The following is a 23,229-nucleotide window of genomic DNA, read 5'->3' as shown; positions in this document are numbered from 1 at the left end:
GAACCTCGTTGAAGCCGAGTGCTTCGCGGAGCTGGACCAGCGCCGAGCGGAAGGATTCGTCAGGGAAGACGGGCGCCGCGACGAAACGTGCGCCGTTTGTGGCGAGGTAGAGCGAAACGCGGCCGGAACGGCCGGCGGCTCCGAAGTCGCCTGTATGCCGGGCGTGGTTGTCGGCTGCGACGGGGGTGCCCTCGTTGTGGCAGAAGGTGCAGGTCATGCCGCAGGCGTCGATGACCTTTACACGTAAGGTCCGGTCCATCGAGATGCGGACGGGAATGGCACTGCTGATACCCCGCAGGGCATGGTGCTGGATCATCTCAGGCTTCTCCATGGTCTGAGGTAGGGCGGACCAGCCAGCTCCTCGCCTCCGCCACGGCCGAAGGATTTCCATGAGCGACGGGCCGGGACGTCTGGTGGGGCGGCAGCTGAGGGGTGCCGATCCCGATCCGCTGCGCGGAAAACGTCAACGGGTAGGGGCGGGCGTGTAAGAGGCCGAATCGGCGTCAGCTCCGGGGCGACAGCCGGTGACAGAGGATGCTGTCCGCCTGGAGCACCTCCGGATCGATGCCCTGCGAACACTCCAGAAACGACGCGGTTGGCATGGAACGGGCGGACAGCACGTACTGCGCTTCGCCGTCGTACGTGGTGACGGCGGACAGATCACCCGCAGATTCCCCCGCTACTGACCGAGTTCAGCGCACGGGTCCGCTCACCCATCGCCCTGAGTCGCTCCTCGTCCGTGGCGAGACGGACACAAGCCGGGTCGGCATCCCACTCACGCCCGCCGGCCACGGGGCGGAGCTGGATGTAGGGCCCTTGGTGCCCCATGACGTATCCGAGCTTGTCGCGCTGGGTGTCCGCGACCAGGGTGCCGTCCTGGTGCTGTTCCTCTGCCGTCACTCGCCGCCTCCTTGGCGAAGTGCATTCGCCAGTCGGTCGGCCACGTCTGCGCGGACTCGCCCGAGTTCGATGAGCTTCAGATCCGGCGACGCAGGGTCAACCCGGAGGGACGGAAACACGATGCCGACGCCGTCCAGCGCCTCGCGGAGGTTGTCCAACGCCGTGAACGGATCGACGTCCAACTGCTTCTTCGTAGCCATGGCCAGCACGGTAGGAAGAGCATGTTGCCCCGCGCGAGACAGATTTCTCGTTCTTTCTCCTGGATGCGTCCTCCTATCTCGAAATTTCTCGCAAGAATAGAAGGAGGGTCTGGTCTCCGGCCGACACACCTGGCGATGCTTGGTGGATCAGCTCCCAACGAAGGGAACGAGCATGGCCCGACGACTGCGCTTCAACGGCACCGGCAGCGGCGAAGGCGGGTGCCCAGCAGTGCACGAGGATCTCGACTCCGGCGAGGTCATCGTCCAGGGACGCCCCATCACCGACCCCGACGACCTCCGGCAGCTCCAATACTTCGATCCCGAACGGGAAGTCGCGGTTGTCGTGCCACGCAACACGCTGGTTGACTTCGGCCCCCGCGACGAGACACCGCGGATCGTCGACCTGGACGCGTTCGGCAAGCTCTTCGAGAACTTCAGGCACACAGCGCGACGCATAGAGACGCGCCGTCGCTACGCCTCCGACGAGGCAGACAAGACCTACACCCAGTTCGTTCGCGGCGAACGTCCCACCTGGGACATGGACACTCCCTGGTGCCACACGATCCGCCGCCAGGTCGCGGAAGGCGCCCGCATCGAGCGGGTCCGCATCGTCGACCACCCGGCGACGGTTGGGCAACGCTACCTTCTGGCGTACGCCGAGAAGAACACCGCGCTCGGCGAGAAGATCCATAACCTGTCGCGCGAGGATGCCAAGCGCCTGGCTCTGCCAGAGGAGGACTTCTGGGTGTTCGACTCGCGGCTGGTTGCCCAGCTCGTCTTCGACCAGGCCGACAATCTGTTCGGGGCCGAACTCATCACCGAGCCCGCGGCCGTGAACCGCTACCTCCAGGCCTGGGACGCGGCTTGGCACTATGCCGTGCCGTACGAGCAGTTCGCGGTCTTGGTAGCGACCGAGGAGTAGGTAGGAACGTCCGTTGAGCACCGACTACCAGCAGGCGCGCGAAGGCCTCGGGCTGCGACTGCGGGAACTGCGGCTGACGGCGCCTGCTGGTCGGCTCACCGGAGCGCAGCTCGCCGAACGCCTGGGCTGGCCGGCCTCCAAAGTCTCCAAGCTGGAGCTGGGCAAGCAGACGGCGACACCGGAAGACCTACGCCTGTACACGGAAGCAGTCGGCCAGCCCGAGGCGCACGAGGAAGTCCTCGCCAGGCTGCACGGGTTCGAGTCCCAGATCCGATCATGGAAGCGCCAACTGGCCGCGGGTCATCGCCCGGTGCAGGCGGCGCACAACCAGGCACAGGCCAGAGCGACGGTATTGAGGGCATGGGAGTCGTCCTGGATTGTGGGCATCCTCCAGACTCCCGGCTACGCGCGCGCCATTCTTCGACACTTTGCGGGGCTGCACGGCTCGCGGACGGACGACCTTGAGGACGCTGTCAACGCCCGTATGGAACGGCAGCGCCTGCTGTACGAGCCGGGCCGCAAGTACCACATCATCCTGTCGGAGGCGGTCTTGCGGCATCTCGTCTGCCCGCCAGCGGACCTAGCCGTCCAACTGTCCTACCTGTCCGGCGTGATCGGGCTCAAGAATGTTGAGCTGGGCATCGTCCCCTTCAGTGCCGCGATGAAGCTGCCACCAGGTGCGGGCTTCTGGCTCTACGACGACAAGCAGGTGGTTACCGAGACTTGGCATGCGGAGCTATGGATGGACGATGACGCCACGGTCGCGACGTACCTGAGGGTCTGGAAGACCTTGCAGGAGTCAGCGGTGTATGGAGCCGACGCTCAGAATGTGATCAACACGGCGCAGCGGGCGCTCAACTCACGCTGAGTAGACCCGGACGCACGCAAGCCTCCGCGCCGTCTGACACGCACATACTTAAGCCATCTCGTCCGTCCACTTGCCACATGCGCGTCTAATTTTCTGCAGCTTTGGTGCGGCCGCAATAGAAACCCCGGAGTTCGAGGGTTTCAGTCGCGAAAAGGCGCTGGAGAGTGGAACGGAGTATCGGTTGGATCATGATGCACCGCCGTCTCGTCCGCGACTACGAGACCCTCGCCGTCAGCTCCGAAGCCATGATCCATGTCGCGTCGATCGACAACCTCGCCAAGCGCATATCGGACGAGACCACACCAACCTGGCGAGGGCCCTATAGGGCATAAGCATCAATTCGGCTACATCAAACGCCCTCTCACAGCTTGAGCTGAGAGCGCATCGCTCCTACTCAACGGGGGGCGCTGGCTTTCTTGACGGGTCCCAGAGCTTTAGACCGTAGTGGTCCTCAATCTTGTGGACCTTCTCGCGCTTGGGGGGCGCAGGCCAGATGGTGATGAGGTGTTTTTCGACGGGGTGGTCAGGTATTTCGGGCATCGCGCTGAGCTTTTTTCCTTGGTCACGTCCGCGGGTATGGACGCGGATTCGGTACCAACCGACGCCACTGTGGGCCAGATTTCCGGCTTCGCGCAGAGTATCTCCTGCCCAGACGAGAGGGAACAACACTCCTTTACGGCTGTGATAGCTGACGTCCGCGACTGATTCCCATTCTTCAAAATTCTGGGTCGGCTCACCTTGCAAGCACTCGATGGTCAGATCGATATAGCCGCTATGGGTACCCGACATAATGGTCAGATATCCGCTCCCAGCCCCCACGAGTGTGTTCCCCTGCAGAATCCTCGGAATCTCTTCGGGGTCCGGGAGGCTGCCCCATTCACAGAGGTAATATTGACCGTAATCCACATTTAGATGATCTGTTCTCCATGCCATGCCCGCCAGTATGGTCCACCGGTGCTGACGGGGTCCACGCTTTGTTTCGGCTCCGTACCCCGCAGTCTGCCGACGGCCCCGCCGCTGATCACGGTGGGGGCCGTCGGGAGTCTGCCCAGGCGAGGTGTGCCGTGGCCTAGCTGGTCGGAACGCTGTTCAGGAACAGGGACTTCTGGTCGTCCGTCAGAGTGTCGTCCACGCCGGAGTTGGCACCGTAGTAGCGCAACTCGTTGCCTTGCCAGTCACGGATCGACGACTGTCCGGCGGACAGATGCTGCCATCCTGCTCCGTCCCAGCCGAACTGGTAGACCTTCCACCGCACCGGGTAGTAGTTCACCCAGGTGTCTGAGTCGGGGTTGACTTCTTTGAGCATCTCATTGTTGAAGAACACGTTTTGTGGTCCCGACGATCCGGACCATTTTACGGCCTTTTTTCCGGCTCCCCACCAGATGGGGTACCAGGTCGCGTCGTCCGGGTCGGATCCGACTTCGTCGCCGCAGTTGTTGAGGCAGTTCCCGGACCGGTGGGCGAAGGGGACCGCGACACTGTTCAGTTCGAAGAGGTTGTTGCGTTCCCAGCCGCCGTGCAGGTTCAGGTCGGAGTCAAAACTGTTCCCGATGACCACGTTGCCCGAGGCTGACCACTGCAGGGTGAAGTGGCGCAGATTACGGGTGGTGTTCCCGGCGAAGACCGAGTTCCAGACGCGTGACCCGCGGAAGTAGCCGTTGCCTCCCTTGCCTTTGTTCCAGGAACCGTTGAGCTGGTTGTTGATGATGCTGAGCTGGGCGGCCTCCTCGGTCACGATCGGGTGGGAGCCGACCATGTCGGCGCGGACGCCGCGCACGTAGGAGTTGACCGCCCATTTGAAGACGATGCCGTGCATGGCGTAGGCGGGGGCCATGTTGCCGTAGTTGTGGACCGCGTCGGCGGGGTTGAGGGAGGGCATGTCCTGGGTGAAGGAGAAGTCCTCGAAACCGACGCCCAGGACGGGGTCTACCAATGGGGACGCTTTGGAGTCGTATGTCTTCCCGTCGATGGCCTCGGATCCGTCGGAGGTGGAGTTCACCGGGACGTCGAATTCCAGCGGGTTCAGGAGCGTCACGGTCTTGGCGGTGGTGTCGATGCCGTCGATCCTGAAGATCTGCTGCCGCATGTGCATGTTCTGCAGCGGATACTCCGTCGGGACGGCCTGCTGCTGGTCGTAGAACTTCCGGGTGTTGGCCGCCCGGATGTTGATCCACAGGTGGTTCTGCCAGCCGGTCATCTTGGCTTTGCTGTCGAGGTAGACGACCTTGTCGCCAGCCCGGGCGGCGAATCCGGTGTCGCCGGGTTTGCTGCGGAGTTTGACACCGGCCTTCCAGTGCACGTTGACGGTTCCCTCGAAGAGATCCTTGCGGTTGGCCGGGGCGCTGTTGTAATCGCTGAGGTAGTCCGGGTGTACATCGCGGGACTGGACCCGGAACAGGCCGCGGCCGGGCCAGATCCAACCGCCGGTTGCGTCCGGCCCGGACGTCATTGCGTCCTTGTCCCACATGGTGCCGTCCTGAAGGACGGTGTCATAGCGAGTGTTCTCATCGGGGCGGAACACGAAGCGCGTTCCCGTCTGGGGGTCGGCCCCGGCGCCTCGCAGGAGCAGGAAGTCGGCATCAACAGAGATCTGGCGAGATACGTTGATGACACCGGCTGGTAGCGTGATCCTGCTCATCTTGTTGTGGAATGCCGTAGGCGAGCACTGCGCCTTGACGTAGTCGATCGCCTGCTGGAGTCCCCCGGTGTCGTCGGCCCCGTCACCCGCGACCACCCCATATGTGCCGGCCAATTCCTGCGCGGTGACATCGCACGCAGCATTGGTGTTGATCTCACTTTCACCTGGCAGCGGCGCCCCTCCGGCCTGGTATCCCGCGAAGCGCCAGTCGGGCAGTCCCGCTACCTGCGCCCTGCGGTTCCCGTTGGACAGATCCAGGTTCGTCATTGCAGCACCAGGTTGCCCGCTGGCTCCCGGCGCGGGCGACGCGACGGGCGAGGCCGGCACCGGCGGTTCTTCGGGACTCCCGTCGTCCGTTCCGACGGTCTTGACCCAGAAACCGTCGTCGAACGTGTCGAGAATACGATTCTTGGTGTAGAAGTCGCCCAGTAGTCCGCCTGCTGACTGGTTATCCGAGCTAGGAATAGGCCGTGCCGACCAGTTGTCCGGCGTGACGTTAGTCTCCCAGTCCTGCTTCGGAGTCCATTCGTACTGGGCGGCCCCTTCGTAGACAGAAGCGAACGGGAACTCGTCGCACTCCTTTTCCTTGCTGGCGTAGTCGGGGTCCTGTTCGATACAGGCAGAATTTTTCACAGCACGGTTTCGCAGTGCACGCGTTGAATCCTTGAGCCGGTGCAGGGGACGGTCCGGAGAACACCCCGGAACGCTCTTCGTGCCGTTTCGCGGAAACGTCAGATCAGGGTTTTCACAGGCGTCCCTGACATGTTGTGCGACAGCGGCCTCATTGCCGCTGAGACTGTATTCCAGCGGGATGGCGTACGGAAGGGTGACTCCGCCGCCGGTCTCTGAGTCATCGCCCAGGTAGTTGGGGAGGTAGGACGCATTGTCCCAACGCGCACCCAACGTAGCCAGCTCCACGCGATCCAGTGCTGCGAACCCCGGCTGTTGACCGTTCAGCGTTAGCGTGAAGAATCCGTAGAAATGATTGGCAGGTGCATGGGTAGGTCCGGTGTATCCTTCACCCGCATTCGCGCGGGTCCGGTATGAGGCAAAGAGCTTTACTCCGGAATATCCGAAGGCTCGATTCCAAATGAAACTTGCGACATTGTTGCCACTGCTCTGCCACGTGATACCCGTAGGTTCGATCGGGGCCCGCAGCGACGGTGTCATGAGGAGGGTATTGGGGTCCAGCAATCCTTCGGCCCCACCGCCGAAGAAGTCCCACTGAATCTCGGCAACTCGCTGCGTCCCGGAGGGGACGGTTATTCTCTGCACTGCCGTGAAATACCCAGATCCGACCGGCGCCCCGTTTGAATTGAGAACCGCGTAGAACGTCCCCACGTTGCATACCGCGAAACGGGATTTCACCCACTGGTTAGGACTCTGCCCCGGCAGCGACACCGGGCCCGCATTGGCCAGACACTCTTCACGTGTCATCGACCGCATGGCCGCACTGTCATAGTCCCGAGATGGCGCCGCGGCCGTCTCCCCAGTCGCAGTCACCGCGGTTCGGGCAGCCGACTGGTCAGCGCGCACGTCATCCCGCGCCGGCGTGACCGGACTGTCGAAGATACTGGCGGGATCTTTCGACTTGAAAGAATTCGGGTTCTTGAGCCCAATTGAGCCAGGCGAAACACCCGCCATGAGGCGCTTCGCTGTCTGCTTCTTCTCCGCCTGGCTATCAAACCGCGGAGAAACAAAGACGTTAATGGTCCGGCCGGAAGATGGCTCAGCACTGGCAGGAACGGAAACCGCACCCTGCAGCAATAGACTCACCGCAGCAGCGAGGATCACCGTTAACGATATTCTTCTCGATCGGCCATGCGGCCTTAGCATCGAATACACAGTCCCCCCTCAGTTGTTCTCACGCCGCCGAAAGGGTGGCCAAATCAAAGGGAACCTGTCAATGGCCCAATTCGGACAGCAGGTAAAGTACCTTAAAGATCACAGCTACCGCTTGTCAACGATTTATTTACAGCCAGCACGATCTCGAACCGGCCTGATTGCCACCGTCATTGCCCACAGGTCAGGGAAGATGGCATGCGATCGCGACCCCTGTTTAAGACCGATAGGGACTCTCGTTGCCGAACCGGGTGAAGCGCACAAAATAGCCCGTAAACAGGCAATCAGCTCATCTCGCAAACTGAGACCGCGTTTGAGATCTGACATGGGACGATCGGTCGGTGACTCGCCTCGTGAACCGTGACCGTTCCCTAGAGGAGCTTGAGCGCGACCGTTGGTCGGTCCCGTCGGGCGGTGAAACCCGGCTGATGGCGACCGTGCGCGGGCTTCGGCGCAAGCCGATCGGCGGTCTGACGGTTGAGGACATGCGGTTGCTGATCAGGCAAGACGTGGGCCTTGCCTATCTCCTGCCCCTGGCGGTGGAGGTCCTCCGGGTCGACCCACTGGCGGAAGGCGACATGTACGAGGGCGATCTGCTGGCCGCCGTGCTCACCAGAAGTGCGGAAGTCTGGAGCGGGTCCCCCGAACTCGAGCGGGATGTCCGCCTGATCGTCTTGGAGTTGGCCGACGTGCCGCCTGCCCTGAAACGTGGGGCTGAGGGGTTTATGGCTCTGTAGTTCGCCGACAGCATCTGTCACGGCGAGAGGCTGGCAGGTTGTCTACGAGGAGTGCCGCACGAGCGGTCGTGGGCCGGGACGCGTCGCAGCACGGCCCCGGGTGAGCCGACGGACCATGACGCCGATCATGGCCCATCGAATCATCGTCTCGGCGTGGGCCGGACTGGTCTCGTAGTCCCGGGCCAGGCGCCGGTGGGCGGTGAGCCACGAGGATGGGTACGCTCTACCGCCCACCGCTTGGGCTGGACCTGGAAGCCGCGCTGGTCAGGGTCCTTGCGGACGATCTCCAGGTCGCGGCCGAGGATCTGTGCGGCCCACTCGACCAGGCGGCCGGCGAAGCCCTGGTCGGGCCAGACCTTCTTGACGCTGGGGTGGTCGAGCCTGGTCCACAGCAAGGGCCGCTTTGCGCCGTCGCGGTCCTGGATGCTCGCCGCGACGACGTGGACGGCCAGGAGCAGGCCGAGGGTGTCGGTGACGATGAACCTCTTGCGGCCCTTCACCTTCTTGCCCGCGTCGAAGCCTCTGGTGGCCGCGGGAACCGTGTCGGCCGTGCGGACGGACTGCGAGTCGATCAGGCCCGCACTCGGCTCCACGTCGCGGTCATCAGCTTCACGGACCTTGCCGCGCAGGGCGTCATGGATCCGTTCAACAGTGCCGTCGTCGTGCCACCAGGTGAAGTACCAGTACACCGTCGGCCTGGGGAGGCACCGCTGCGGACCTATCGGGCCCGGATCGGGTTGATGCCGATGGACCGCAACGCCTGGACAGCTTCCGTCACCCTCCAGTGCGCCATCCTCTTCCTCCGCTCGTCGTCGGTCTGGTCCGCGAGAGCCAGCTCGTACACGGCGGCCCGGTACTCGGCCTGAAGGCGAGCCTTACGCTCGATGCTCGGCAGGCGCATCAGGCAGCCTCTCCCTGATCACACTTCCTCGGTGCCTGCGGGCGGTACGGCTTGACCCCGGCCTCCGTCAGCGCACGCTCGGTCTCCGTCACCCAACGCTGTGCCTGGCGTATCCGGCGCCGGATCATGAACGCTTCCAGGTTCGCGCGGTCCAGCTCCGTGCGGGCCGCGTCATAGTCGGCTAGCAACTCGTCTCTCTGCATGGTCTGTCCTTCCGTGAGTTGTTCCGTTCCGCCGTTCCCACCCCTAAGGGGGTGGTGGGAACGGGAACGGGAACGCTGTTCCGGGAACGGGTGGGAACAGGTGGGGAACGGGAACGGCTCAGCCATCGAACAGAGCAGTCACGGGAAAGCTGTAGAGCTTCGCGTTGCGCTGACCAGGGGAAACGTTGACCAAGCCCTCATCTTCGAGCTCCGCCAGGACACGCACCTTGTCTTGTGCCCGTCCCCGGACCCGTTCTTTCACCTCCGAGGCGTTGAGGGGGCGGCCAGCCTTCTGCAGAACGGCCAGCACCTCCACCCGCAGCTGCCGTTCCTTGCCGTTCTCGGCCTGGGCTGCGTCGTCGTCCTGGCGGTCCACGGGCGGGTACAGCCGCACCGTGGCGTGCCGTTCGTCGTGCGACTCCACCACCAGGTCCGCGAACCAGGCGAGAGAGCCGGACCGGCCCGGCAGCGCGTGCCTACGGATCTGAGCGGGCCGGTCCTTGGAGATCCGGACGCGAGTGCGCCCGGTCACCCCTATACCGATCGGTTGATTGGCCACCGGTTCGAGGACATACATGGCCCCATTGAGGCCGTTCAGCTTGTGGGCGGAGCCGATCGCGTACCGGCCCCGGTTGTCAGATGCCTTCACCACGTGGTCCAAGGCGACCACTGCGGCCCCGGCCTCCGTCATGGGCCGGATCAACCGCTGGGTGAACTGCGGTACGTCGTCCAGCTTCAACGGGTCCAGGTTGAACACGCTCATGGCCTCGGTCACCCCGTCGACCACGACCAGTGCCGGGCGCACGTGGAGCAGCTGCGCGCGGAACGCCAGCATGTCGATATCCGACGGCTTGCGCTCCGGCCGGACGTACAGGAACCGAGCCGCCACCTCTGCCGGATCGGCACCGAGGACCAGGAGCCGGCCGACGACACCGGCCGCGTCGTCCTCGAAGTCGACGTACATCACGACGTTCCCGCGCTCGATCTCCTGACGGCAGGTGTGTAGGGCGAACCAGGTCTTCCCCGACTCCGACTCCGCCGCGACCCAGTGAGTACGGCCCGGATAGAACAGGCCGATGCCGTCAGTGCGGTGTCCGACCGTGGGCAGAATCGGCTCGGCCGTGCCGTCCAGGATTGCGGCCAGGTCGACGGGCTCCCATGAACTCCGTGGCGCCGGTAAAGGCTCCGTCTCCAACTCGATGAACTGTTCAAGTTCTTGCGGAGTCATTTGGTCGGCCCGCTGCACTGCCTCCAGTTGTACCTTGGTAAGGCGGGGCATCGCCGGATATCCTTTCCTTAGGTAGATCACGTCCAGTGGCCAAGAAGACCCCCGGAGATTTGGGACTTCCCTCCCTTCACCGGGGGTCTTCTGTGTACCTGTTTAGCGGCGGCCGTACGTACGGTCCCAGGCCTGTACCAGGGCGGCGTCGCTGACGCCAGCCTCGGTCACGGTGCCCATATCGCCCTGGACGGCGTTAGACAGTTGCACGGCGGCCAGTCGCCCGTTGCTGAGCTTCAATTCATCGGCAACGCCCATCAGGTACGAGCGGAGCGCCAGGCGCACCACCTGTGAGGCGTTCATGCCCTTGTGCTCGGCGGCTCGATCCAGGGCGTTCGAGAGATCCACCGTCATCCGGATGTTGCGATTTTTTTCGAGTGCCATAGCCGTTTCCCTTTCCTTGTTTCCGCAATCATGTACCGCAGCGCAAAACAAAGAAAGCCCGGGAAATGGCCCGTTTCCAACATTGCCAAAATGACGCATTTGTAACAGGCGGAGCGATCGCAAGCTATTACACTACTTACGGCCGCTTCGACAGGGCCTATGTCTCGTTCCGACCCAGGAACGCAATCAGGTAACGCCAGAGCGAATTACAGCAAGAATCCGCAGCGGAGCAGCAACTCCGCCAGCCCCGGATCGTCCGCCGGAACGAACCGCTCCAGTCTGGACCGCTGAACCAGCCACACTCCCCGCCAGTCGGCGTCCAGGACGACGCGCACCACGTCGCCCTTGTACTCCACCTCGAACACCTCACACCGACCCAGGCCCGGTAAGTGGGCCTCTACCTGCTGAATCATCGTCTCAACCTTTCCGCGTGTGATCACTTTTGGATACCGGCGGTTGCCGTCCATTGCGGCTCGGCCGAACAGTGAACTGCGGAGGCCCAATCACACAGGTCATCTCCGCCAGGCCCTTCGGCGGGGTTCGATGCCCCGCCCGGGCTCACACCTATCCACCTGCCCAACCCCTGAAGGGGGGTTGGGCAGAGGCCCTACTGTCGCGTCCACGCCGCTGCCAACTCGGCGTCACTAACGCCTTCCCCTGTTGCGAAGGTGCTGCCGAGATCCAACGCCGGCTCGTTGCGCGCGTTGCCCAGCTTAATCTCCGCACCGAGATTCATCAGGTACGCCCTGAGAGCCCAACGGACTACCTGGGACGCAGGAACACCCTTGTGCTGGGCTCCGCCATCCAATGCTTGCGAAAGAGCTTCAGGCATAGAAAAACTTCGGGTAACAGAAATTTCGATATCCCCTCATCGAGTGACTGCCCTCATTCTGCACTGATACTTATTAAGTTTCCATAGTGCTATTTTTATCTACACTAGTAGGCTAAAGTTACATGGGGCACCAAACCGGACGTCTCGGCTATCTCCATGACCGAATCTTTACCTTGATCTAGCTGGCGATAGAGCGTGCTTCTCCACAAGAAGCGCAAGCACCCACTTGCCGGATGCGGAAACCAGCCCTGACTTCATCCGATGCCAGCCTGGGGGCACCAGCCACTCCTGGAAATCAGGCAGCCCGGCGCTCTACTTCCCCCGGCCCCGACAGCAGCGAACGCAGCAGGGCCTTCTGCCGCGGCCCCAACGGCGGCGCCTTATCCACGTCCGCCTTCACCCGGCGCCAGTGGTCAGCTTCGGCGACGTCGCCAGCCTGCTCCGCCTGCCGGATTCTCATGTCCGCATACGTCTGCGCCGACTGCGCGGCGTTCACGACTTGTCCCGCAAGAACGGGGACAGCTGCTCCGCGAGATCCGTGAGGTCATAGATGACAGCCAGCCGGGCGAGCGCGTCGACGCTGATCCCCGCTACTCCCCGCTCAACCTTTGCCAGATGAGACGCATTCATGCGGGCCAAGGCCGCAACCTGACCGAGGGACCAACCCCGATTCTTCCGCAAGGCACGCAGAGAATTTTTCAGGGTAGATATTAATGGAGGGTCATCAACACTATTCGTCATAGCGTAATTCTACGCCAAATATGGAATCCCATGCCATTCCTAAAAGAGGTTATGTCGACCCGGCGTTCATCGCGATTCAGCGCCCCCCTGGAAGGCTATCTAATGCTGGCGCTCGGCCCGGTCCACCGCAAAACCCGCACAGCCAAAAAACAGCCTGCCGTTCTTTTTACGCTCTCGCATCGGCGTCATAACGGGTAACCGTCGTTACGACGGTGGATTCCAATCAATCACAATCGAGTCTGGGTCGAAATATGACTTATCGACACCCGGCCGGAAGCCCAGGGGGCGTCCCCTCCGTGCTTTCCCAATCACGATGGTCATCAACGCGTCGACCACCTGCCGCCGCCGGTCGAGATGCAGCGTCGGCCACAGCTCCGCCACCGCCTCGGGGTCGCCCAGCGGGAGGGCCGCGAGAACAGACGTGGAAGCTCGACCGGATATCTTCACCGTGACCGTGTTCAGCCGTTCCCGGGTGCCTGCAGTCATGTCCAGCATCTGCTCCCGGGTAATGAGGTCCTGGGTGTAATCAGCGGCGATACCGTCCAGCTTGACTCGAAGTCTCTGGGCTTCTTCCGCTAGGTCCTCGCGCGGCTCAGTGTCGCGGACGGGTTGCAGGTGCAGCTCTGCGGCATCCGGCCGGGAGAGCCGTTCGATGGCTCGGTCTTCAATGTGCCGGTTGAGCGCATGAGCCTCGCGAATGACATGACTGGGGACCGCGTAGCACCGGTAGGCGGGGCGGTGCGTCTTGCCGCTCTCCATGGCCTTTTTGAGGCCTCCTACGCCCGTTGTGGAGGCGCGGACAGTAGAACCGCACCAGCACCGCGCCAGACCGCTGAGGAGCCATACACGGCCATTGCCCGTCGTCGTACGGCGTGCAGGGTTCTCCAGAACCGTCTTGCATGCACGCCACACTTCCTCGGCCCTGTCCCGGTCGCCGTCCAGGGCTGGCGGCCACACGGCGGGGCCGGCTATCTCGGACCTCTTCTTGCTGTCCTTGTCCTTGACGGTGACCTCCAGGAGACCTGCGTTGCGGGCCCGCAGCAGCATCTTCCGCAGTTCCTCAGGCTTCCAGTCCCGGCTAACGGGCTCAGTGCGGTTGCCGTCGGGCAGGCGCTTACGGCGCGGCACGGTCCGCACACCCTCATGCGCCAGGGTGCGGCAGATTGACCGCAGGGATTCGCCGTCGATGATCGCCTTGGTGGCGTAGCGGATCCATCGCGCCTCTTCTTCGCGGATGGTGACGCCGTCGGCCTCATAACCAAAGGGGCGCGGGCCGCCACGGTAGATGCCCTGCGCGACAGCATCCGCCTTGGCGTCGCGGACCCGCTCGCCGATCTCCTCGGACTCGTGCTGGTCATCGACAGCCTTGCGGCGGGCCTCGCGGCGACCATCGGCGGTGGACAGGTTCACAGTGCCGGACTTGACCAGCTCGACAGCGATACTTTTCTGCTCGACTAGGTCGAGGAAGTCGAAGGCGTCACGCCAGTTGCGCTGGAGCCGGCGGGAGGTCAGGGCGAGGACGGCGTCAGCCTGGCCGGTGCGGAGCAGGTCGAGCATGCGCTCGTACTGGGGGCGCCGCTTTCCCGAGTATGCCGAGATATCGTTGTCGATGAGGACTTCAACGACGTCCCAGCCAAGTCGGGCGGCGCGCTGGCGGCATGTCTTCTCCTGCCGGTCGACGCCTTCTCGTCTACCTTCCCTATCGTCGGAGATCCGGCAGTAGATCACGGCGTGGCGACGTATGCCGATTTGCCCCTCATTCTGCATACACAAATTTTAAGCCTTAAAAGCGTCACAAACCACTACTTGACAGGTCGAAGCCGCTCCCGGCCTTCGGTACCGACGCCGGGCTGAGTCCGACGGTGAGCTTCTTCTGCGGCCATTCGCCGCCCGAGTTCACCACCGCCGCCCGCACCCGGTCCCGGCTCTCCGTCAGGCTCTTGTCCGGCAGCCCCACCAGGGTGAACGCCGCCACCCCGGGCTCCAGGTCCGCCTGGACCTCGACGACGACACCTTCGACGCCCACCAGCGCCACCGAGCACGTACGCGCGAAGCCCATCTCAGGCCACCCCCCGCACATGCTCCACGACGGGTGCGCCGCGGTCGGGGAGCAGGACGCCGACCAGATCGATCCGGACACCGCCCGGCGGGGCCCCGCCGTGGGTCTGGATCCAGCGCTCGGCGAGATCGCGCAGCCGTTGCGCCTTCTCCGGGGTGACCGCGGCCATCGGATGCTCGAAGGAGCCTCCCCTGCGGGTCTTGACCTCGCAGACGACGAGGGCGTCCCCGTCGTGGGCGACGATGTCGATCTCGCCCGTCCTCCCACAGCGCCAGTTGCGCTCCAGGATCGTCATACCGGCCTCGGACAGCCGCCGCGCGGCCACGTCCTCGCCGTACCTGCCCATCGCACCTCGTGCGTTCATGTCGGCACCACCTCCGGCACCCACGCTCACGCATCCGCCACCACGGAATGGATCTTGGTGGACAACTCAGAGGCTGTGGACAACTCCGTCACCCACAAGGAGTCCCCTCAGCTTCCGGCCAGCCGCCCATCAGCTGCCCGGCAGCTCCAGATCGCTCTTGTTCAGCTCCTCGATGTTCACGTCCTTGAACGTGAGCACCCGGACCTGCTTCACGAAGCGGGCCGGCCGGTACATGTCCCAGACCCAGGCGTCCGCCATCGACACCTCGAAGAACACCTCGCCCTGGACCGAGTGCACCTGCATCTCGTAGTCGTTGGTGAGGTAGAAGCGGCGCTCGGTCTCGATCACGTATTTGAACAGACCGACGACATCGCGGTACTCCCGGTAGAGCTTCAGCTCCATCTCGGTCTCGTACTTCTCGAGGTCCTCGGCGCTCATGGCATGTTCCCCTTCAGCCGTGCGATTCCCCCATTGTGCGCCAGTCCCGTGAGCCGCTAGACAATTTCCGTGTCAAGGGTTACGGGTCGGGCCGGGGCGCCTTCGTCGAGCAGCCTGCGCAGCAGCTCGGCGAGTCTGGTCGGATACACCGTCTCATGCGCCCGCGTCAGTTCCTGACAGGTCCACCAACGTGCTCCGGAGACGCTGCGGCGCTCCAGCTCGGTCAGCGCGGTGGCACCGGTCGCCGTCACTGTCGTACGGGCCAGGTAGTACCACTCGTCCTGGTCCCAGCGGCGGCCGGCGAACGGGAAGGAGCAGGTCCGCCGCCACAGCACCGGACCGAGGTCGACGTCGGTGATGCCGGTTTCCTCGGCGAGTTCGCGCAGGGCCGCCTGCTCCCGGGTCTCGGCGCCCTCCACCCCGCCGCCGGGTGTGAACCACCAGTCGTCGGCAGGATCGTCGGGCTCATGGCCGTGCAGCAGCAGAATCCGGTCCTCGGGATCGAGCAGCACGACCCGGGCGACCTTCCGCAGACCACCCACGTCCACCGACTCGGCAGACACCGGCTCAGGAGACACCGGCTCAGGAGACATGTGCCGGCCCCGGCCCGGTCCCGACACGGCTGCGCCGCCCGCCGACCCGCTTGGCGACCGGCCCGTACGCGGCCCCGCCGAGGATCATCACCGTGCCGCCGACGATCATCCACAGGGTGATACGCAGCGGCCCGGGCTGCGAGATCGCGCCCAGCGTCTCGAAGCCGGAGGGGCGCTTGAGCAGCCCCTTCCAGGGGAAGATGACGGCGTCCACACGGGCCTCGACGGCGCTGCGGGCTACCGTGCCGCTGGCCGCGTCCGTGAGATGGGCGGTGGAGTCGAGGGAGCCCTGGCGCTCGTCGCCGAGGAGGAAGAGCCGGCCCTCGGGGACCGTCACGGTGCCGAAGTCGGTGATCTCGGCCTTGCTGCCCTCGGGCAGATACGGTTCGTCGATCTGCTTGCCGTTGACGGTCAGCTTGCCCTTGGTGCAGCAGGAGACGGTGTCGCCGCCGACCGCGACCACCCGCTTGACCACGCGCGCGTTGCTCACCCAGGTCTTGTCGGTGAAGACGACGACGTCACCGCGGCGCACCTGGTCGCCGTCCACCTTCTGGGCGAGCACCCGGGATCCGGCCTCGATGGTCGGGGACATGGAACTGGTGGGCACGGTGTACGGCCGGTAGACCAGGGCCGCCCAGCCGAAGCCGCCCAGGAACAGCACAAGGCCCAGCGCGACGACCAGTCCGGACAGTCGCTGTCCGGTCCGGCTGCCCACCGGGCCACTGCTGGTGCCACCGCCGCTGCGCGGGGCCGTACGTGTCGTGCTCTCGCCCATGGATCCGCACCCTACCCGGCGGTACCGAACCGGGTCAGCCCTTCCTCCCCGCCCATGGCCGGAAGCTTGGTGAAGGGTTTACACGGGCCCCGTGAGCATTCAGCGGGTCGACCCCGCCGCGTTCACCCGCCTGCGCCGCCACAGAAGCAGCGGAACGGTCCCGGCCGTCCCGGCGAGGGCCAGGCCCTGCGGGGCGACCGTGAGGGCTGCGGCACCCGCCGACTGGTTGTTCAGGCCGGACTGGTCGAAGGTGTCCGGCACCGGGAGCGTGCCCCAGCGGTTGATCGGCCAGGCCTTGACGATGGCGCGCCCGACGACCTGGTCGACGGGCACCATGCCCTGGTGCCTGTCCGACTGGTTGTAGCGGGAGTCGCGCGAGTTCTGGCGGTGGTCGCCCATGACCCAGATGGAGCCCTTGGGGACCTTCACGGTGAACTGACCGCCCTGGTCGTCCTGGCTGCACGGGGTGTTCCCGGGGTACACGTACGGCTCGTTGAGCGCCTTGCCGTTGACCTTGAGCGGGCCGGTGCCCTTGCAGGAGACGGTGTCGCCGCCGACGCCGATGACCCGCTTGATCAGGTCCTTCTCCTCCGCGGACGGCATCAGGCCGATCCAGCTGAGGACGGTCTGGAAGGCGTTCGGCTCGGCGGTGGCCTCGCCGGCCAGCCAGTGGTCCGGGTCGTGGAAGACGACGATCTCGCCGCGGTCGGGCTCGGACCCGAACCACGGGGTCAGCTTGTCGACGAGGACCCGGTCGCCCTCCTGGAGGGTGTTCTCCATCGACGCGGACGGGATCGAGAACGCCTGTACGAGGAACGTCTTGATGAGCAGCGCGAGGACGAGCGCGATGCCGATCAGGATCGGCAGCTCCTTCCAGAAGGAGCGCGGCTTCTTCGCCTTCGGGGTCTGATCGCCCGGACCGTCGCCGCCGCCGGTTCCCGGGGGCTCGTCCACCGGGGGGCCCTCGCCGCCCGCCGCGGGGTCACTCCCGGAGGTCACGGCGCCGTCCCCAGCCGGGTCGGCGGTTTCCACGGGTTGCCCGCGGTGCTCCTCGCCCTCGTGCCCGGACCGTGCGCCAACCGCCACATCCCCCACGCCAACTCCTCACTCCGTGCCACCGCCTGCCGCATGCGCGGCGCAGGCCCACCACTCCCATAACGAGCGGGAGTTCCGCAGGGGTCGGGAGTTGTCGGACGCTTCCGTTCGGATCGTCCGGGGCAACCCTATGCGACTGCTGGGCGCTCGATACCGCCGTGGTGGTCGAGCCGGTCAGTGAAGAGAAAGTTTGCGGTTCCTTGAGACGCACCCAGTGTCCGAGCGGCCAGGCGATCACCATGGCGCGTCCGACCACCTCGTCCTCGGAGACGGTTCCGCCGTAGTCCGTGTTCTGGTGGGCGCGGGAGTCCGCGGAATTGGCCCGGTGGTCGCCCATCACCCACAGCCGCCCCTGGGGGACGGTGATGTCGAACGCGGCGTCGGACGGGGTGTTCCCGGGATACAGATAGCTTCCCTCGTTCAGGGGAACGTCGTTGACGGTGACTCGTCCTTCCGAGTCACAGCACTTGACATGGTCACCGCCCACTCCGACGACCCGCTTGATGAGGTCCTTCTCGTTGTCGGACGGCAGCAGACCGATGAAGGTGAGCCCTTCCTTGATCTGTTTGACGACGACGGGGTCGTCCTTCTTCGTCGTGGTCGTCTCGTCGTTGAGCCAGCCGCCGGGGTCCTTGAAGACGACGACGTCCCCGCGCTGCGGCTTGGATCCGAACCACGGGGTGAACTTGTCCACCAGGACGCGGTCGCCGATCCGGATCGTCTGTTCCATGGAGCCGGACGGGATCACGAAGGCCTGCAGCAGGAAGGTCTTCAGGACCAGGGCTATCAGTACGGCCACACCGACCAGGAGCGGTATCTCCCGGACCGCCGAGCGCCGGCGCTTGCGTTTGACCTTGCGCTGGAGCTTGCGCCGCTCCGCGCGCGTGCGCCCGCCGGAGGAGCCCGCGGAGCCGGAGGTGCGCCGAACGCCGGTGGGCAGGAGCTGGTCGACGGCGGAGGTCGGGACTCCGCGCGGCCTGCCGCGGTTACCCATGGGCGCCCTCCGCGTCGGGCACGGGCGCGTAGGCGCCCGGGCGGGCCAGCCGGGTGAGGTGTCCGTACGGCCAGACGACCCAGTCGGCGCGGCCGATCACGTCGGACACCGGGATCATGCCGCCGCCCGGTGAGCCCAGGTGGTCGCGGGAGTCACTGGAGACGCTGCGGTGGTCGCCGAGGACGAACAGGGTGCCCTCGGGTACGGCCACGTCGAAGTCGACCGTGGACGGGCTGTCGCCTGGATACAGGAACGCGGACTCGTCGACCGACCGGCCGTTCACCCGGATCCTCCCCTCCTTGTCGCAGCAGACCACGTGGTCTCCGCCTACCCCCACGACGCGTTTGACGTAGTCGGAGTTCCCGAAGTACCCGGTGCCGTCGAACACAACGACATCGCCGCGCCGCGGCTGGGCACCGAAACGGTACGCCAACTTATTTACGAGAACGCGGTCGCCGATCCTCAATCCGTTTTCCATGGATCCGCTGGGAATCTGGAACGGTTGCACCACGAAAGCGTTGAGAACCAGCAAAAAGAGCAGGCAGACCAGCAGGGACAGGCTGATCCTGCCGCCCGGGATCCCGTGCGTGATTCGCTGAGTGATCCGCGCCACCAACGCGAAACGCGACCGGTCCTCCACGGCCACGGGATCGTGGCGGGAGGAGCGGTCGCGCTCCGTCGTCGGCTGAGCTTCGGTGTCCATCGAAGCCAGATGCTATCCGGCCCCTCTGTGGATCACCCGAGAGTGCTCAGTGGATCAACTGTTGATCCACTGTGCGCGCTCAGTTGTCGCGCTTCTCCTTGATCTTCGCGGCCTTGCCGCGCAGCTCACGGAGGTAGTACAGCTTGGCGCGGCGGACGTCACCGCGGGTGACGAGCTCGATCTTCTCGACGATCGGGGTGTGCACCGGGAAGGTGCGCTCGACGCCGACGGAGAACGAGACCTTGCGGACCGTGAAGGTCTCGCGGACGCCGGCACCCTGGCGGCGGATCACCACACCCTTGAACTGCTGCACACGGGAGCGGTTGCCCTCGATGACGCGGACGTGGACGTTGACGGTGTCACCCGGGCGGAAGGCCGGGACGTCGGTGCGCAGCGACGCGGCGTCGACGGAGTCGAGCAGGTGAGACATTTCGTCTGCTTTCTTCGCCGATGCCACAGGTCATCAGCGGGAACTAGGTTTCCAGGGGGTTGCCGTACGCGTCGGGGCGGGCGTCGTGTCCCCCTGTGGCAGGGGCGCACGCCGGACTGCGGACAACAGCGGCCTATTCTTCCATGCCCTCGGTCCTGCGCCAAAATCGACCGTACGGCTCACCCTCGGGGTCGGGTGCCCAGCCCAGGATGGAGAGCATCTCGCGGTCCTTCTTGTCGAAGGCCTTGGGTGCGCAGCGCTCGATCAGGTCGGGCCGGTTGGCGGTGGTCCGGCGCAGGGCCTCGTCGCGGCGCCAGCGGGCGACCTTCCCGTGGTGGCCGCTGAGCAGGACGTCCGGGATGTCCCGGCCGCGCCACTCGGGCGGCTTGGTGTAGACGGGCCCCTCCAGGAGGCTCGCCATGGCGCCGGGCGCGAAGGAGTCGTCGCGGTGGGACTCGGCGTTGCCGAGGACACCGGGCAGCAGCCGGGCCACGGCCTCGGTGACGACGAGTACGGCCGCCTCGCCGCCGGCGAGGACGTAGTCGCCGATGGACACCTCGTAGACCGGGATCCGGGTGGCGTACTCGTCGACGACCCGCCGGTCGATGCCCTCGTAGCGGGCCGGCGCGAAGATCAGCCAGGGGCGCTCGGAGAGTTCGACGGCCAGTTCCTGGGTGAACGGACGGCCGCTGGGCGTCGGCACGACGAGGGCGGGACCGCGGGATCCCGTCTCGTAGCCGTCGGCGAGGACGGAGTCCAGGGCCTCCCCCCAGGGCTCGGTCTTCATGACCATGCCGGGGCCGCCGCCGTAGGGAGTGTCGTCGACCGTGTTGTGGCGGTCGTAGGTCCACTCCCGCAGGTGGTGCACCCGCACGTTCAGCTGTCCACGCGCGCGTGCCTTGCCGACGAGGGAGACGTTCAGCGGGTCGAGGTACTCGGGGAAGATCGTGACGACGTCGAGGCGCATCAGGACTCTTCCCGTGAGGAGGCGATCTCCGCCTGATCGTCGATCAGACCGGCGGGCGGGTCGATGACCGCCCGCTGCTCCGCCAGGTCGATCTCGGTGACGATCTCCTCCACGAACGGGATCATCACCTCGCTCCCGTCCGGGCGCTCGACGATGAAGAGGTCCTGGGAGGGCAGGTGCGAGATCTCGGTGATCCGGCCCACCTCGAGCCCGTCCTTGGTGACGACGTCGAGGTCGACGAGCTGGTGGTCGTAGTACTCGTCCTCCTCCTCGGGCAGCTCCTCCGGGTCGACGTCGGCGATCAGGAGGATGTTGCGCAGGGCCTCGGCGGCGGTGCGGTCGGCGACGCCCTCGAAGCGCAGGAGGAGACGGCCGCTGTGGACGCGGCCGGTCTCGATGGTGAGCGGTCCCGCCGTGGCGGGATCGGTGGCGAGTACGGCGCCGGGGGCCAGCCTGAGCTCCGGCTCGTCGGTGCGCACCTCCACGGTGACCTCGCCCTTGATGCCATGGGCACGGCCGACGCGAGCGACTACCAGCTGCACTTCTGTGGATCTCCGTTCATACGACCGGTCATACGACCGCGGGCCGGGGACGGCCAGTGGCCCTCCCCGGCCCGAGCCGGTTGCAACAAGCGTCAGCGGACGTGATCCACGTCGACGAGGTCGACGCGGACTCCGCGACCGCCGATGGCGCCCACGACGGTGCGCAGGGCGCGTGCGGTGCGGCCGTTGCGGCCGATCACCTTACCGAGGTCGTCGGGGTGGACCCGGACCTCGAGCACCTGCCCCCGACGCAGGTTGCGCGAGGCGACCTGCACGTCGTCGGGGTTGTCGACGATGCCCTTCACGAGGTGCTCGAGAGCCTCCTCGAGCATGCTCAGGCCTCGGTCGACTCAGAAGAAGCCTCGGCCGGAGCCTCGTCCTTCTTCTCGGCCTTCTTCTTCTGGGTGATCGCCTCACCCTTGCCCTCGTCGTCGCCGCCGAGGGCCTCGAACGACGGGCGCGCCTTCTTCGGCTCGGCCACCAGCAGCGGCGCCGGGGCGGGCTCGCCCCGGAACTTCTGCCAGTCGCCGGTCTTCTTCAGAATGGCGAGCACGGGCTCGGTCGGCTGCGCGCCGACACCCAGCCAGTACGCGACACGGTCGGCGTCCACCTCGATGACCGACGGGTTGTAGGTCGGGTGGTACTTGCCGATCTCCTCGATCGCACGGCCGTCGCGGCGGGTGCGGGAGTCGGCGATGACGATGCGGTAGTGAGGCGAACGGATCTTGCCCAGACGCTTCAGCTTGATCTTGACTGCCACGGGAGTGGGTTCTCCTGGATTTGACGTGATTGGGCACGCGAGACGACCGCGTGGGGTTGCGGTACCCGAGTGCCCGATGGACGCGTCAGCCGGAGGAGAGAGGGGTCCTGTGCGACTGTCGAGTACAGCTTGCCATTGTGCCACACCCGGCGGGTCGCCCGTCCCGGAGGGGCCGCGCGGGCATGACTGAGGAGCACCCGGCGGTGCGGGGGCGGACCCCCGCACCGAGTGGGACGAACCGGCAGCCACGAGATGCCGGTGCTGGACGTCCGCGGTTACGCCGCGCCCGCGATCTCGGGAATCTCCGGGATGCGGAACGGCTTGCCGCAGCCGCCGCACACGATCGGTGCCTGGGCCAGGACCGACGGGACCACCCGGACGTTGCGACCGCAGTCGCAGACGGCCTTGACGCGGACGCCGCCGCCGGAGGAGCCGTGGCGGGCGGCCGGGCCGCGGAAGGCACGGGTGGTGTTGTCGGCGGAGGTGGCCGCCGTGTGGGCCTTGAGGGCCCGCTGCAGGCGCTCGATCGTCGGGCGGTAGCGGCGCTTGGCCTCTGGGTTGAGCGTGACCAGTGAGAAGCCGCTGCTCGGGTGCGGCTCCTCGGGGTGGTCCAGGCCCAGCTCCTCGGCGATCGCGAGGAATCTGCGGTTGTGGTATCGGCCGGCACGGGAGGTGTCGCGGACGCCGCGGGCGGCGGCGACGCCATGGACTGCCTCATGGAGCAGTCGTTCGAAGGAGAGCTCGTGACCGCAGGCGGACGACGACTCCCCGATCAGGGACTCTGGCGCGGCAAGATCGGGCAACTCGGGGTGGTACCGCTGAATGTCGGCCCACGCCTGTGCCAGCTCTGCGGCGAGAACAGGTGGTGTCTGTGTCGTGCTCACGTAATCACAACGAGCGGGGGTGCCGCTGTGTTCCTATTCCGGGGCATCCCAAATAATTTGCACGTACCCGTCAGTTGGCACTGATGCGTGGAGACGAGGGCGGGTGCGCTGATCTGCGGAGAAGCTTCACAGCTCGTACCAAGGTGGTGCGTAGTTCCCCGTACGCCCCGGCGCGTAC

At 65.5% G+C, this 23,229-nt stretch carries 29 protein-coding genes and 3 pseudogenes; 4 read left to right on the top strand and 28 right to left on the bottom strand.

The window, feature by feature from the left end; translation table 11 throughout:
• The 3 genes and pseudogenes from ACFPIH_RS21920 to ACFPIH_RS21910 form a co-directional block, all read right to left on the bottom strand.
• A pseudogene (locus ACFPIH_RS21920) lies at positions 1-331 on the bottom strand (radical SAM protein); the annotation flags it as partial.
• A 329-nt stretch (positions 332-660) separates the two neighbouring features.
• The gene (locus ACFPIH_RS21915) at positions 661-900 is read right to left on the bottom strand and encodes a hypothetical protein (RefSeq protein WP_381174694.1); all 240 of its coding nucleotides are present in this window, start codon (positions 898-900) and stop codon (positions 661-663) included.
• Positions 897-1,100: a hypothetical protein gene (locus ACFPIH_RS21910; RefSeq protein WP_381174692.1), complete on the bottom strand. Its 204-nt coding sequence runs from the start codon at positions 1,098-1,100 to the stop codon at positions 897-899. Before ACFPIH_RS21910 ends, ACFPIH_RS21915 begins: the two co-directional genes overlap by 4 nt.
• 172 nt (positions 1,101-1,272) lie before the next feature.
• On the opposite strand from ACFPIH_RS21910, the gene ACFPIH_RS21905 reads away from it, so the two are divergent.
• The 3 genes and pseudogenes from ACFPIH_RS21905 to ACFPIH_RS21895 all read left to right on the top strand — a co-directional run.
• The gene (locus ACFPIH_RS21905) at positions 1,273-2,022 is read left to right on the top strand and encodes a DUF6879 family protein (RefSeq protein WP_381174689.1); all 750 of its coding nucleotides are present in this window, start codon (positions 1,273-1,275) and stop codon (positions 2,020-2,022) included.
• Positions 2,023-2,035: 13 nt separating this feature from the next.
• Positions 2,036-2,890, top strand: coding sequence for a helix-turn-helix domain-containing protein (locus ACFPIH_RS21900; protein ID WP_381174687.1), 855 nt, complete (start codon positions 2,036-2,038; stop codon positions 2,888-2,890).
• A 114-nt stretch (positions 2,891-3,004) separates the two neighbouring features.
• Positions 3,005-3,222, top strand: a pseudogene (locus ACFPIH_RS21895) (transposase); the annotation flags it as partial.
• A gap of 58 nt (positions 3,223-3,280) precedes the next feature.
• Here the strand turns inward: ACFPIH_RS21895 and ACFPIH_RS21890 are convergent.
• Entirely contained in the window at positions 3,281-3,823 is a 543-nt protein-coding gene (locus ACFPIH_RS21890) for a hypothetical protein (RefSeq protein WP_381174685.1), read from the bottom strand.
• Positions 3,824-3,959: 136 nt separating this feature from the next.
• Positions 3,960-7,322, bottom strand: coding sequence for a NucA/NucB deoxyribonuclease domain-containing protein (locus ACFPIH_RS21885; RefSeq protein ID WP_381174683.1), 3,363 nt, complete (start codon positions 7,320-7,322; stop codon positions 3,960-3,962).
• A 389-nt stretch (positions 7,323-7,711) separates the two neighbouring features.
• Here ACFPIH_RS21885 and ACFPIH_RS21880 point away from each other — a divergent pair, with 389 nt between their 5' ends.
• Entirely contained in the window at positions 7,712-8,107 is a 396-nt protein-coding gene (locus tag ACFPIH_RS21880; RefSeq protein WP_381174681.1) for a contact-dependent growth inhibition system immunity protein, read from the top strand.
• A 140-nt stretch (positions 8,108-8,247) separates the two neighbouring features.
• Here ACFPIH_RS21880 and ACFPIH_RS21875 read toward each other — a convergent pair whose 3' ends face one another.
• The 23 genes and pseudogenes from ACFPIH_RS21875 to ACFPIH_RS21765 form a co-directional block, all read right to left on the bottom strand.
• On the bottom strand, positions 8,248-8,796 hold the full coding sequence (locus tag ACFPIH_RS21875) for a transposase (RefSeq protein ID WP_381174679.1): 549 nt from the start codon (positions 8,794-8,796) through the stop codon (positions 8,248-8,250).
• Between the two features lie 29 nt (positions 8,797-8,825).
• Positions 8,826-9,008, bottom strand: a complete 183-nt coding sequence (locus ACFPIH_RS21870; protein WP_381174677.1) for a hypothetical protein — start codon at positions 9,006-9,008, stop codon at positions 8,826-8,828.
• Positions 9,008-9,211, bottom strand: coding sequence for a hypothetical protein (locus tag ACFPIH_RS21865; protein WP_381174675.1), 204 nt, complete (start codon positions 9,209-9,211; stop codon positions 9,008-9,010). Before ACFPIH_RS21865 ends, ACFPIH_RS21870 begins: the two co-directional genes overlap by 1 nt.
• Positions 9,212-9,329: 118 nt before the next feature.
• Positions 9,330-10,490: an AAA family ATPase gene (locus ACFPIH_RS21860; RefSeq protein WP_381174673.1), complete on the bottom strand. Its 1,161-nt coding sequence runs from the start codon at positions 10,488-10,490 to the stop codon at positions 9,330-9,332.
• Positions 10,491-10,592: 102 nt separating this feature from the next.
• A complete protein-coding gene (locus ACFPIH_RS21855) occupies positions 10,593-10,874 on the bottom strand; it encodes a ribbon-helix-helix domain-containing protein (protein WP_381174671.1) in 282 nt (93 codons plus the stop codon).
• 206 nt (positions 10,875-11,080) lie between these two features.
• Positions 11,081-11,287, bottom strand: a complete 207-nt coding sequence (locus ACFPIH_RS21850; protein ID WP_381174669.1) for a hypothetical protein — start codon at positions 11,285-11,287, stop codon at positions 11,081-11,083.
• Between the two features lie 714 nt (positions 11,288-12,001).
• Positions 12,002-12,202 (bottom strand): hypothetical protein, encoded by a 201-nt coding sequence (locus ACFPIH_RS21845; RefSeq protein WP_381174667.1) that lies wholly within the window; start codon positions 12,200-12,202, stop codon positions 12,002-12,004.
• On the bottom strand, positions 12,199-12,447 hold the full coding sequence (locus tag ACFPIH_RS21840) for a helix-turn-helix domain-containing protein (RefSeq protein WP_381174665.1): 249 nt from the start codon (positions 12,445-12,447) through the stop codon (positions 12,199-12,201). Before ACFPIH_RS21840 ends, ACFPIH_RS21845 begins: the two co-directional genes overlap by 4 nt.
• A gap of 204 nt (positions 12,448-12,651) precedes the next feature.
• Positions 12,652-14,214, bottom strand: a complete 1,563-nt coding sequence (locus tag ACFPIH_RS21835) for a recombinase family protein (protein WP_381174663.1) — start codon at positions 14,212-14,214, stop codon at positions 12,652-12,654.
• Between the two features lie 40 nt (positions 14,215-14,254).
• Positions 14,255-14,506, bottom strand: a pseudogene (locus ACFPIH_RS21830) (magnesium chelatase domain-containing protein); the annotation flags it as partial.
• 1 nt (position 14,507) lies between these two features.
• Positions 14,508-14,900, bottom strand: coding sequence for a YraN family protein (locus tag ACFPIH_RS21825; protein WP_381174661.1), 393 nt, complete (start codon positions 14,898-14,900; stop codon positions 14,508-14,510).
• Positions 14,901-14,999: 99 nt separating this feature from the next.
• Positions 15,000-15,308 (bottom strand): DUF2469 domain-containing protein, encoded by a 309-nt coding sequence (locus tag ACFPIH_RS21820; protein WP_005311352.1) that lies wholly within the window; start codon positions 15,306-15,308, stop codon positions 15,000-15,002.
• A gap of 56 nt (positions 15,309-15,364) precedes the next feature.
• Positions 15,365-15,901 (bottom strand): NUDIX hydrolase, encoded by a 537-nt coding sequence (locus tag ACFPIH_RS21815; RefSeq protein ID WP_381174658.1) that lies wholly within the window; start codon positions 15,899-15,901, stop codon positions 15,365-15,367.
• Positions 15,891-16,676: a signal peptidase I gene (gene lepB, locus ACFPIH_RS21810; RefSeq protein ID WP_381174656.1), complete on the bottom strand. Its 786-nt coding sequence runs from the start codon at positions 16,674-16,676 to the stop codon at positions 15,891-15,893. The genes ACFPIH_RS21815 and lepB (ACFPIH_RS21810) overlap by 11 nt, the downstream gene beginning before the upstream one ends.
• A gap of 99 nt (positions 16,677-16,775) precedes the next feature.
• The gene (gene lepB, locus ACFPIH_RS21805; protein ID WP_381174654.1) at positions 16,776-17,771 is read right to left on the bottom strand and encodes a signal peptidase I; all 996 of its coding nucleotides are present in this window, start codon (positions 17,769-17,771) and stop codon (positions 16,776-16,778) included.
• A complete protein-coding gene (gene lepB / locus ACFPIH_RS21800) occupies positions 17,659-18,765 on the bottom strand; it encodes a signal peptidase I (RefSeq protein ID WP_381174652.1) in 1,107 nt (368 codons plus the stop codon). Before lepB (ACFPIH_RS21800) ends, lepB (ACFPIH_RS21805) begins: the two co-directional genes overlap by 113 nt.
• On the bottom strand, positions 18,758-19,468 hold the full coding sequence (gene lepB, locus ACFPIH_RS21795) for a signal peptidase I (RefSeq protein ID WP_381174650.1): 711 nt from the start codon (positions 19,466-19,468) through the stop codon (positions 18,758-18,760). Before lepB (ACFPIH_RS21795) ends, lepB (ACFPIH_RS21800) begins: the two co-directional genes overlap by 8 nt.
• A 79-nt stretch (positions 19,469-19,547) precedes the next feature.
• Positions 19,548-19,898 (bottom strand): 50S ribosomal protein L19, encoded by a 351-nt coding sequence (rplS, locus tag ACFPIH_RS21790; RefSeq protein ID WP_023416775.1) that lies wholly within the window; start codon positions 19,896-19,898, stop codon positions 19,548-19,550.
• Positions 19,899-20,031: 133 nt separating this feature from the next.
• Positions 20,032-20,865, bottom strand: coding sequence for a tRNA (guanosine(37)-N1)-methyltransferase TrmD (gene trmD, locus ACFPIH_RS21785; protein WP_381174647.1), 834 nt, complete (start codon positions 20,863-20,865; stop codon positions 20,032-20,034).
• The gene (gene rimM, locus ACFPIH_RS21780; RefSeq protein ID WP_381174644.1) at positions 20,865-21,407 is read right to left on the bottom strand and encodes a ribosome maturation factor RimM; all 543 of its coding nucleotides are present in this window, start codon (positions 21,405-21,407) and stop codon (positions 20,865-20,867) included. The genes trmD and rimM overlap by 1 nt, the downstream gene beginning before the upstream one ends.
• A 92-nt stretch (positions 21,408-21,499) precedes the next feature.
• Positions 21,500-21,739 carry an RNA-binding protein gene (locus tag ACFPIH_RS21775; protein WP_115744409.1) on the bottom strand — a complete coding sequence of 80 codons (240 nt, stop codon included), beginning with the start codon at positions 21,737-21,739 and terminating at the stop codon, positions 21,500-21,502.
• A gap of 2 nt (positions 21,740-21,741) precedes the next feature.
• The gene (gene rpsP / locus ACFPIH_RS21770; RefSeq protein ID WP_381174642.1) at positions 21,742-22,167 is read right to left on the bottom strand and encodes a 30S ribosomal protein S16; all 426 of its coding nucleotides are present in this window, start codon (positions 22,165-22,167) and stop codon (positions 21,742-21,744) included.
• Between the two features lie 275 nt (positions 22,168-22,442).
• Positions 22,443-23,051, bottom strand: a complete 609-nt coding sequence (locus ACFPIH_RS21765) for a hypothetical protein (RefSeq protein ID WP_381174640.1) — start codon at positions 23,049-23,051, stop codon at positions 22,443-22,445.
• Positions 23,052-23,229 lie beyond the last annotated feature (178 nt).

The sequence above is a fragment of the Streptomyces vulcanius genome, from assembly GCF_042653945.1.
Taxonomy (GTDB): domain Bacteria; phylum Actinomycetota; class Actinomycetes; order Streptomycetales; family Streptomycetaceae; genus Streptomyces; species Streptomyces mangrovi.
This window is presented reverse-complemented; position numbering and strand designations above follow the sequence as displayed.

Coding starts and splice junctions, on each gene's coding strand:
- ACFPIH_RS21910 (WP_381174692.1), bottom strand. CDS start 1,100: ATGGCTACGAAGAAGCAGTTGGACGTCGATCCGTTCACGGCGTTGGAC.
- ACFPIH_RS21905 (WP_381174689.1), top strand. CDS start 1,273: ATGGCCCGACGACTGCGCTTCAACGGCACCGGCAGCGGCGAAGGCGGG.
- ACFPIH_RS21890 (WP_381174685.1), bottom strand. CDS start 3,823: ATGGCATGGAGAACAGATCATCTAAATGTGGATTACGGTCAATATTAC.
- ACFPIH_RS21870 (WP_381174677.1), bottom strand. CDS start 9,008: ATGCGCCTGCCGAGCATCGAGCGTAAGGCTCGCCTTCAGGCCGAGTAC.
- ACFPIH_RS21865 (WP_381174675.1), bottom strand. CDS start 9,211: ATGCAGAGAGACGAGTTGCTAGCCGACTATGACGCGGCCCGCACGGAG.
- ACFPIH_RS21860 (WP_381174673.1), bottom strand. CDS start 10,490: ATGCCCCGCCTTACCAAGGTACAACTGGAGGCAGTGCAGCGGGCCGAC.
- ACFPIH_RS21855 (WP_381174671.1), bottom strand. CDS start 10,874: ATGGCACTCGAAAAAAATCGCAACATCCGGATGACGGTGGATCTCTCG.
- ACFPIH_RS21850 (WP_381174669.1), bottom strand. CDS start 11,287: ATGATTCAGCAGGTAGAGGCCCACTTACCGGGCCTGGGTCGGTGTGAG.
- ACFPIH_RS21840 (WP_381174665.1), bottom strand. CDS start 12,447: ATGACGAATAGTGTTGATGACCCTCCATTAATATCTACCCTGAAAAAT.
- ACFPIH_RS21835 (WP_381174663.1), bottom strand. CDS start 14,214: ATGCAGAATGAGGGGCAAATCGGCATACGTCGCCACGCCGTGATCTAC.
- ACFPIH_RS21820 (WP_005311352.1), bottom strand. CDS start 15,308: ATGAGCGCCGAGGACCTCGAGAAGTACGAGACCGAGATGGAGCTGAAG.
- ACFPIH_RS21815 (WP_381174658.1), bottom strand. CDS start 15,901: ATGTCTCCTGAGCCGGTGTCTCCTGAGCCGGTGTCTGCCGAGTCGGTG.
- lepB (WP_381174656.1), bottom strand. CDS start 16,676: ATGGGCGAGAGCACGACACGTACGGCCCCGCGCAGCGGCGGTGGCACC.
- lepB (WP_381174652.1), bottom strand. CDS start 18,765: ATGGGTAACCGCGGCAGGCCGCGCGGAGTCCCGACCTCCGCCGTCGAC.
- lepB (WP_381174650.1), bottom strand. CDS start 19,468: ATGGACACCGAAGCTCAGCCGACGACGGAGCGCGACCGCTCCTCCCGC.
- rplS (WP_023416775.1), bottom strand. CDS start 19,898: ATGTCTCACCTGCTCGACTCCGTCGACGCCGCGTCGCTGCGCACCGAC.
- trmD (WP_381174647.1), bottom strand. CDS start 20,865: ATGCGCCTCGACGTCGTCACGATCTTCCCCGAGTACCTCGACCCGCTG.
- ACFPIH_RS21775 (WP_115744409.1), bottom strand. CDS start 21,739: ATGCTCGAGGAGGCTCTCGAGCACCTCGTGAAGGGCATCGTCGACAAC.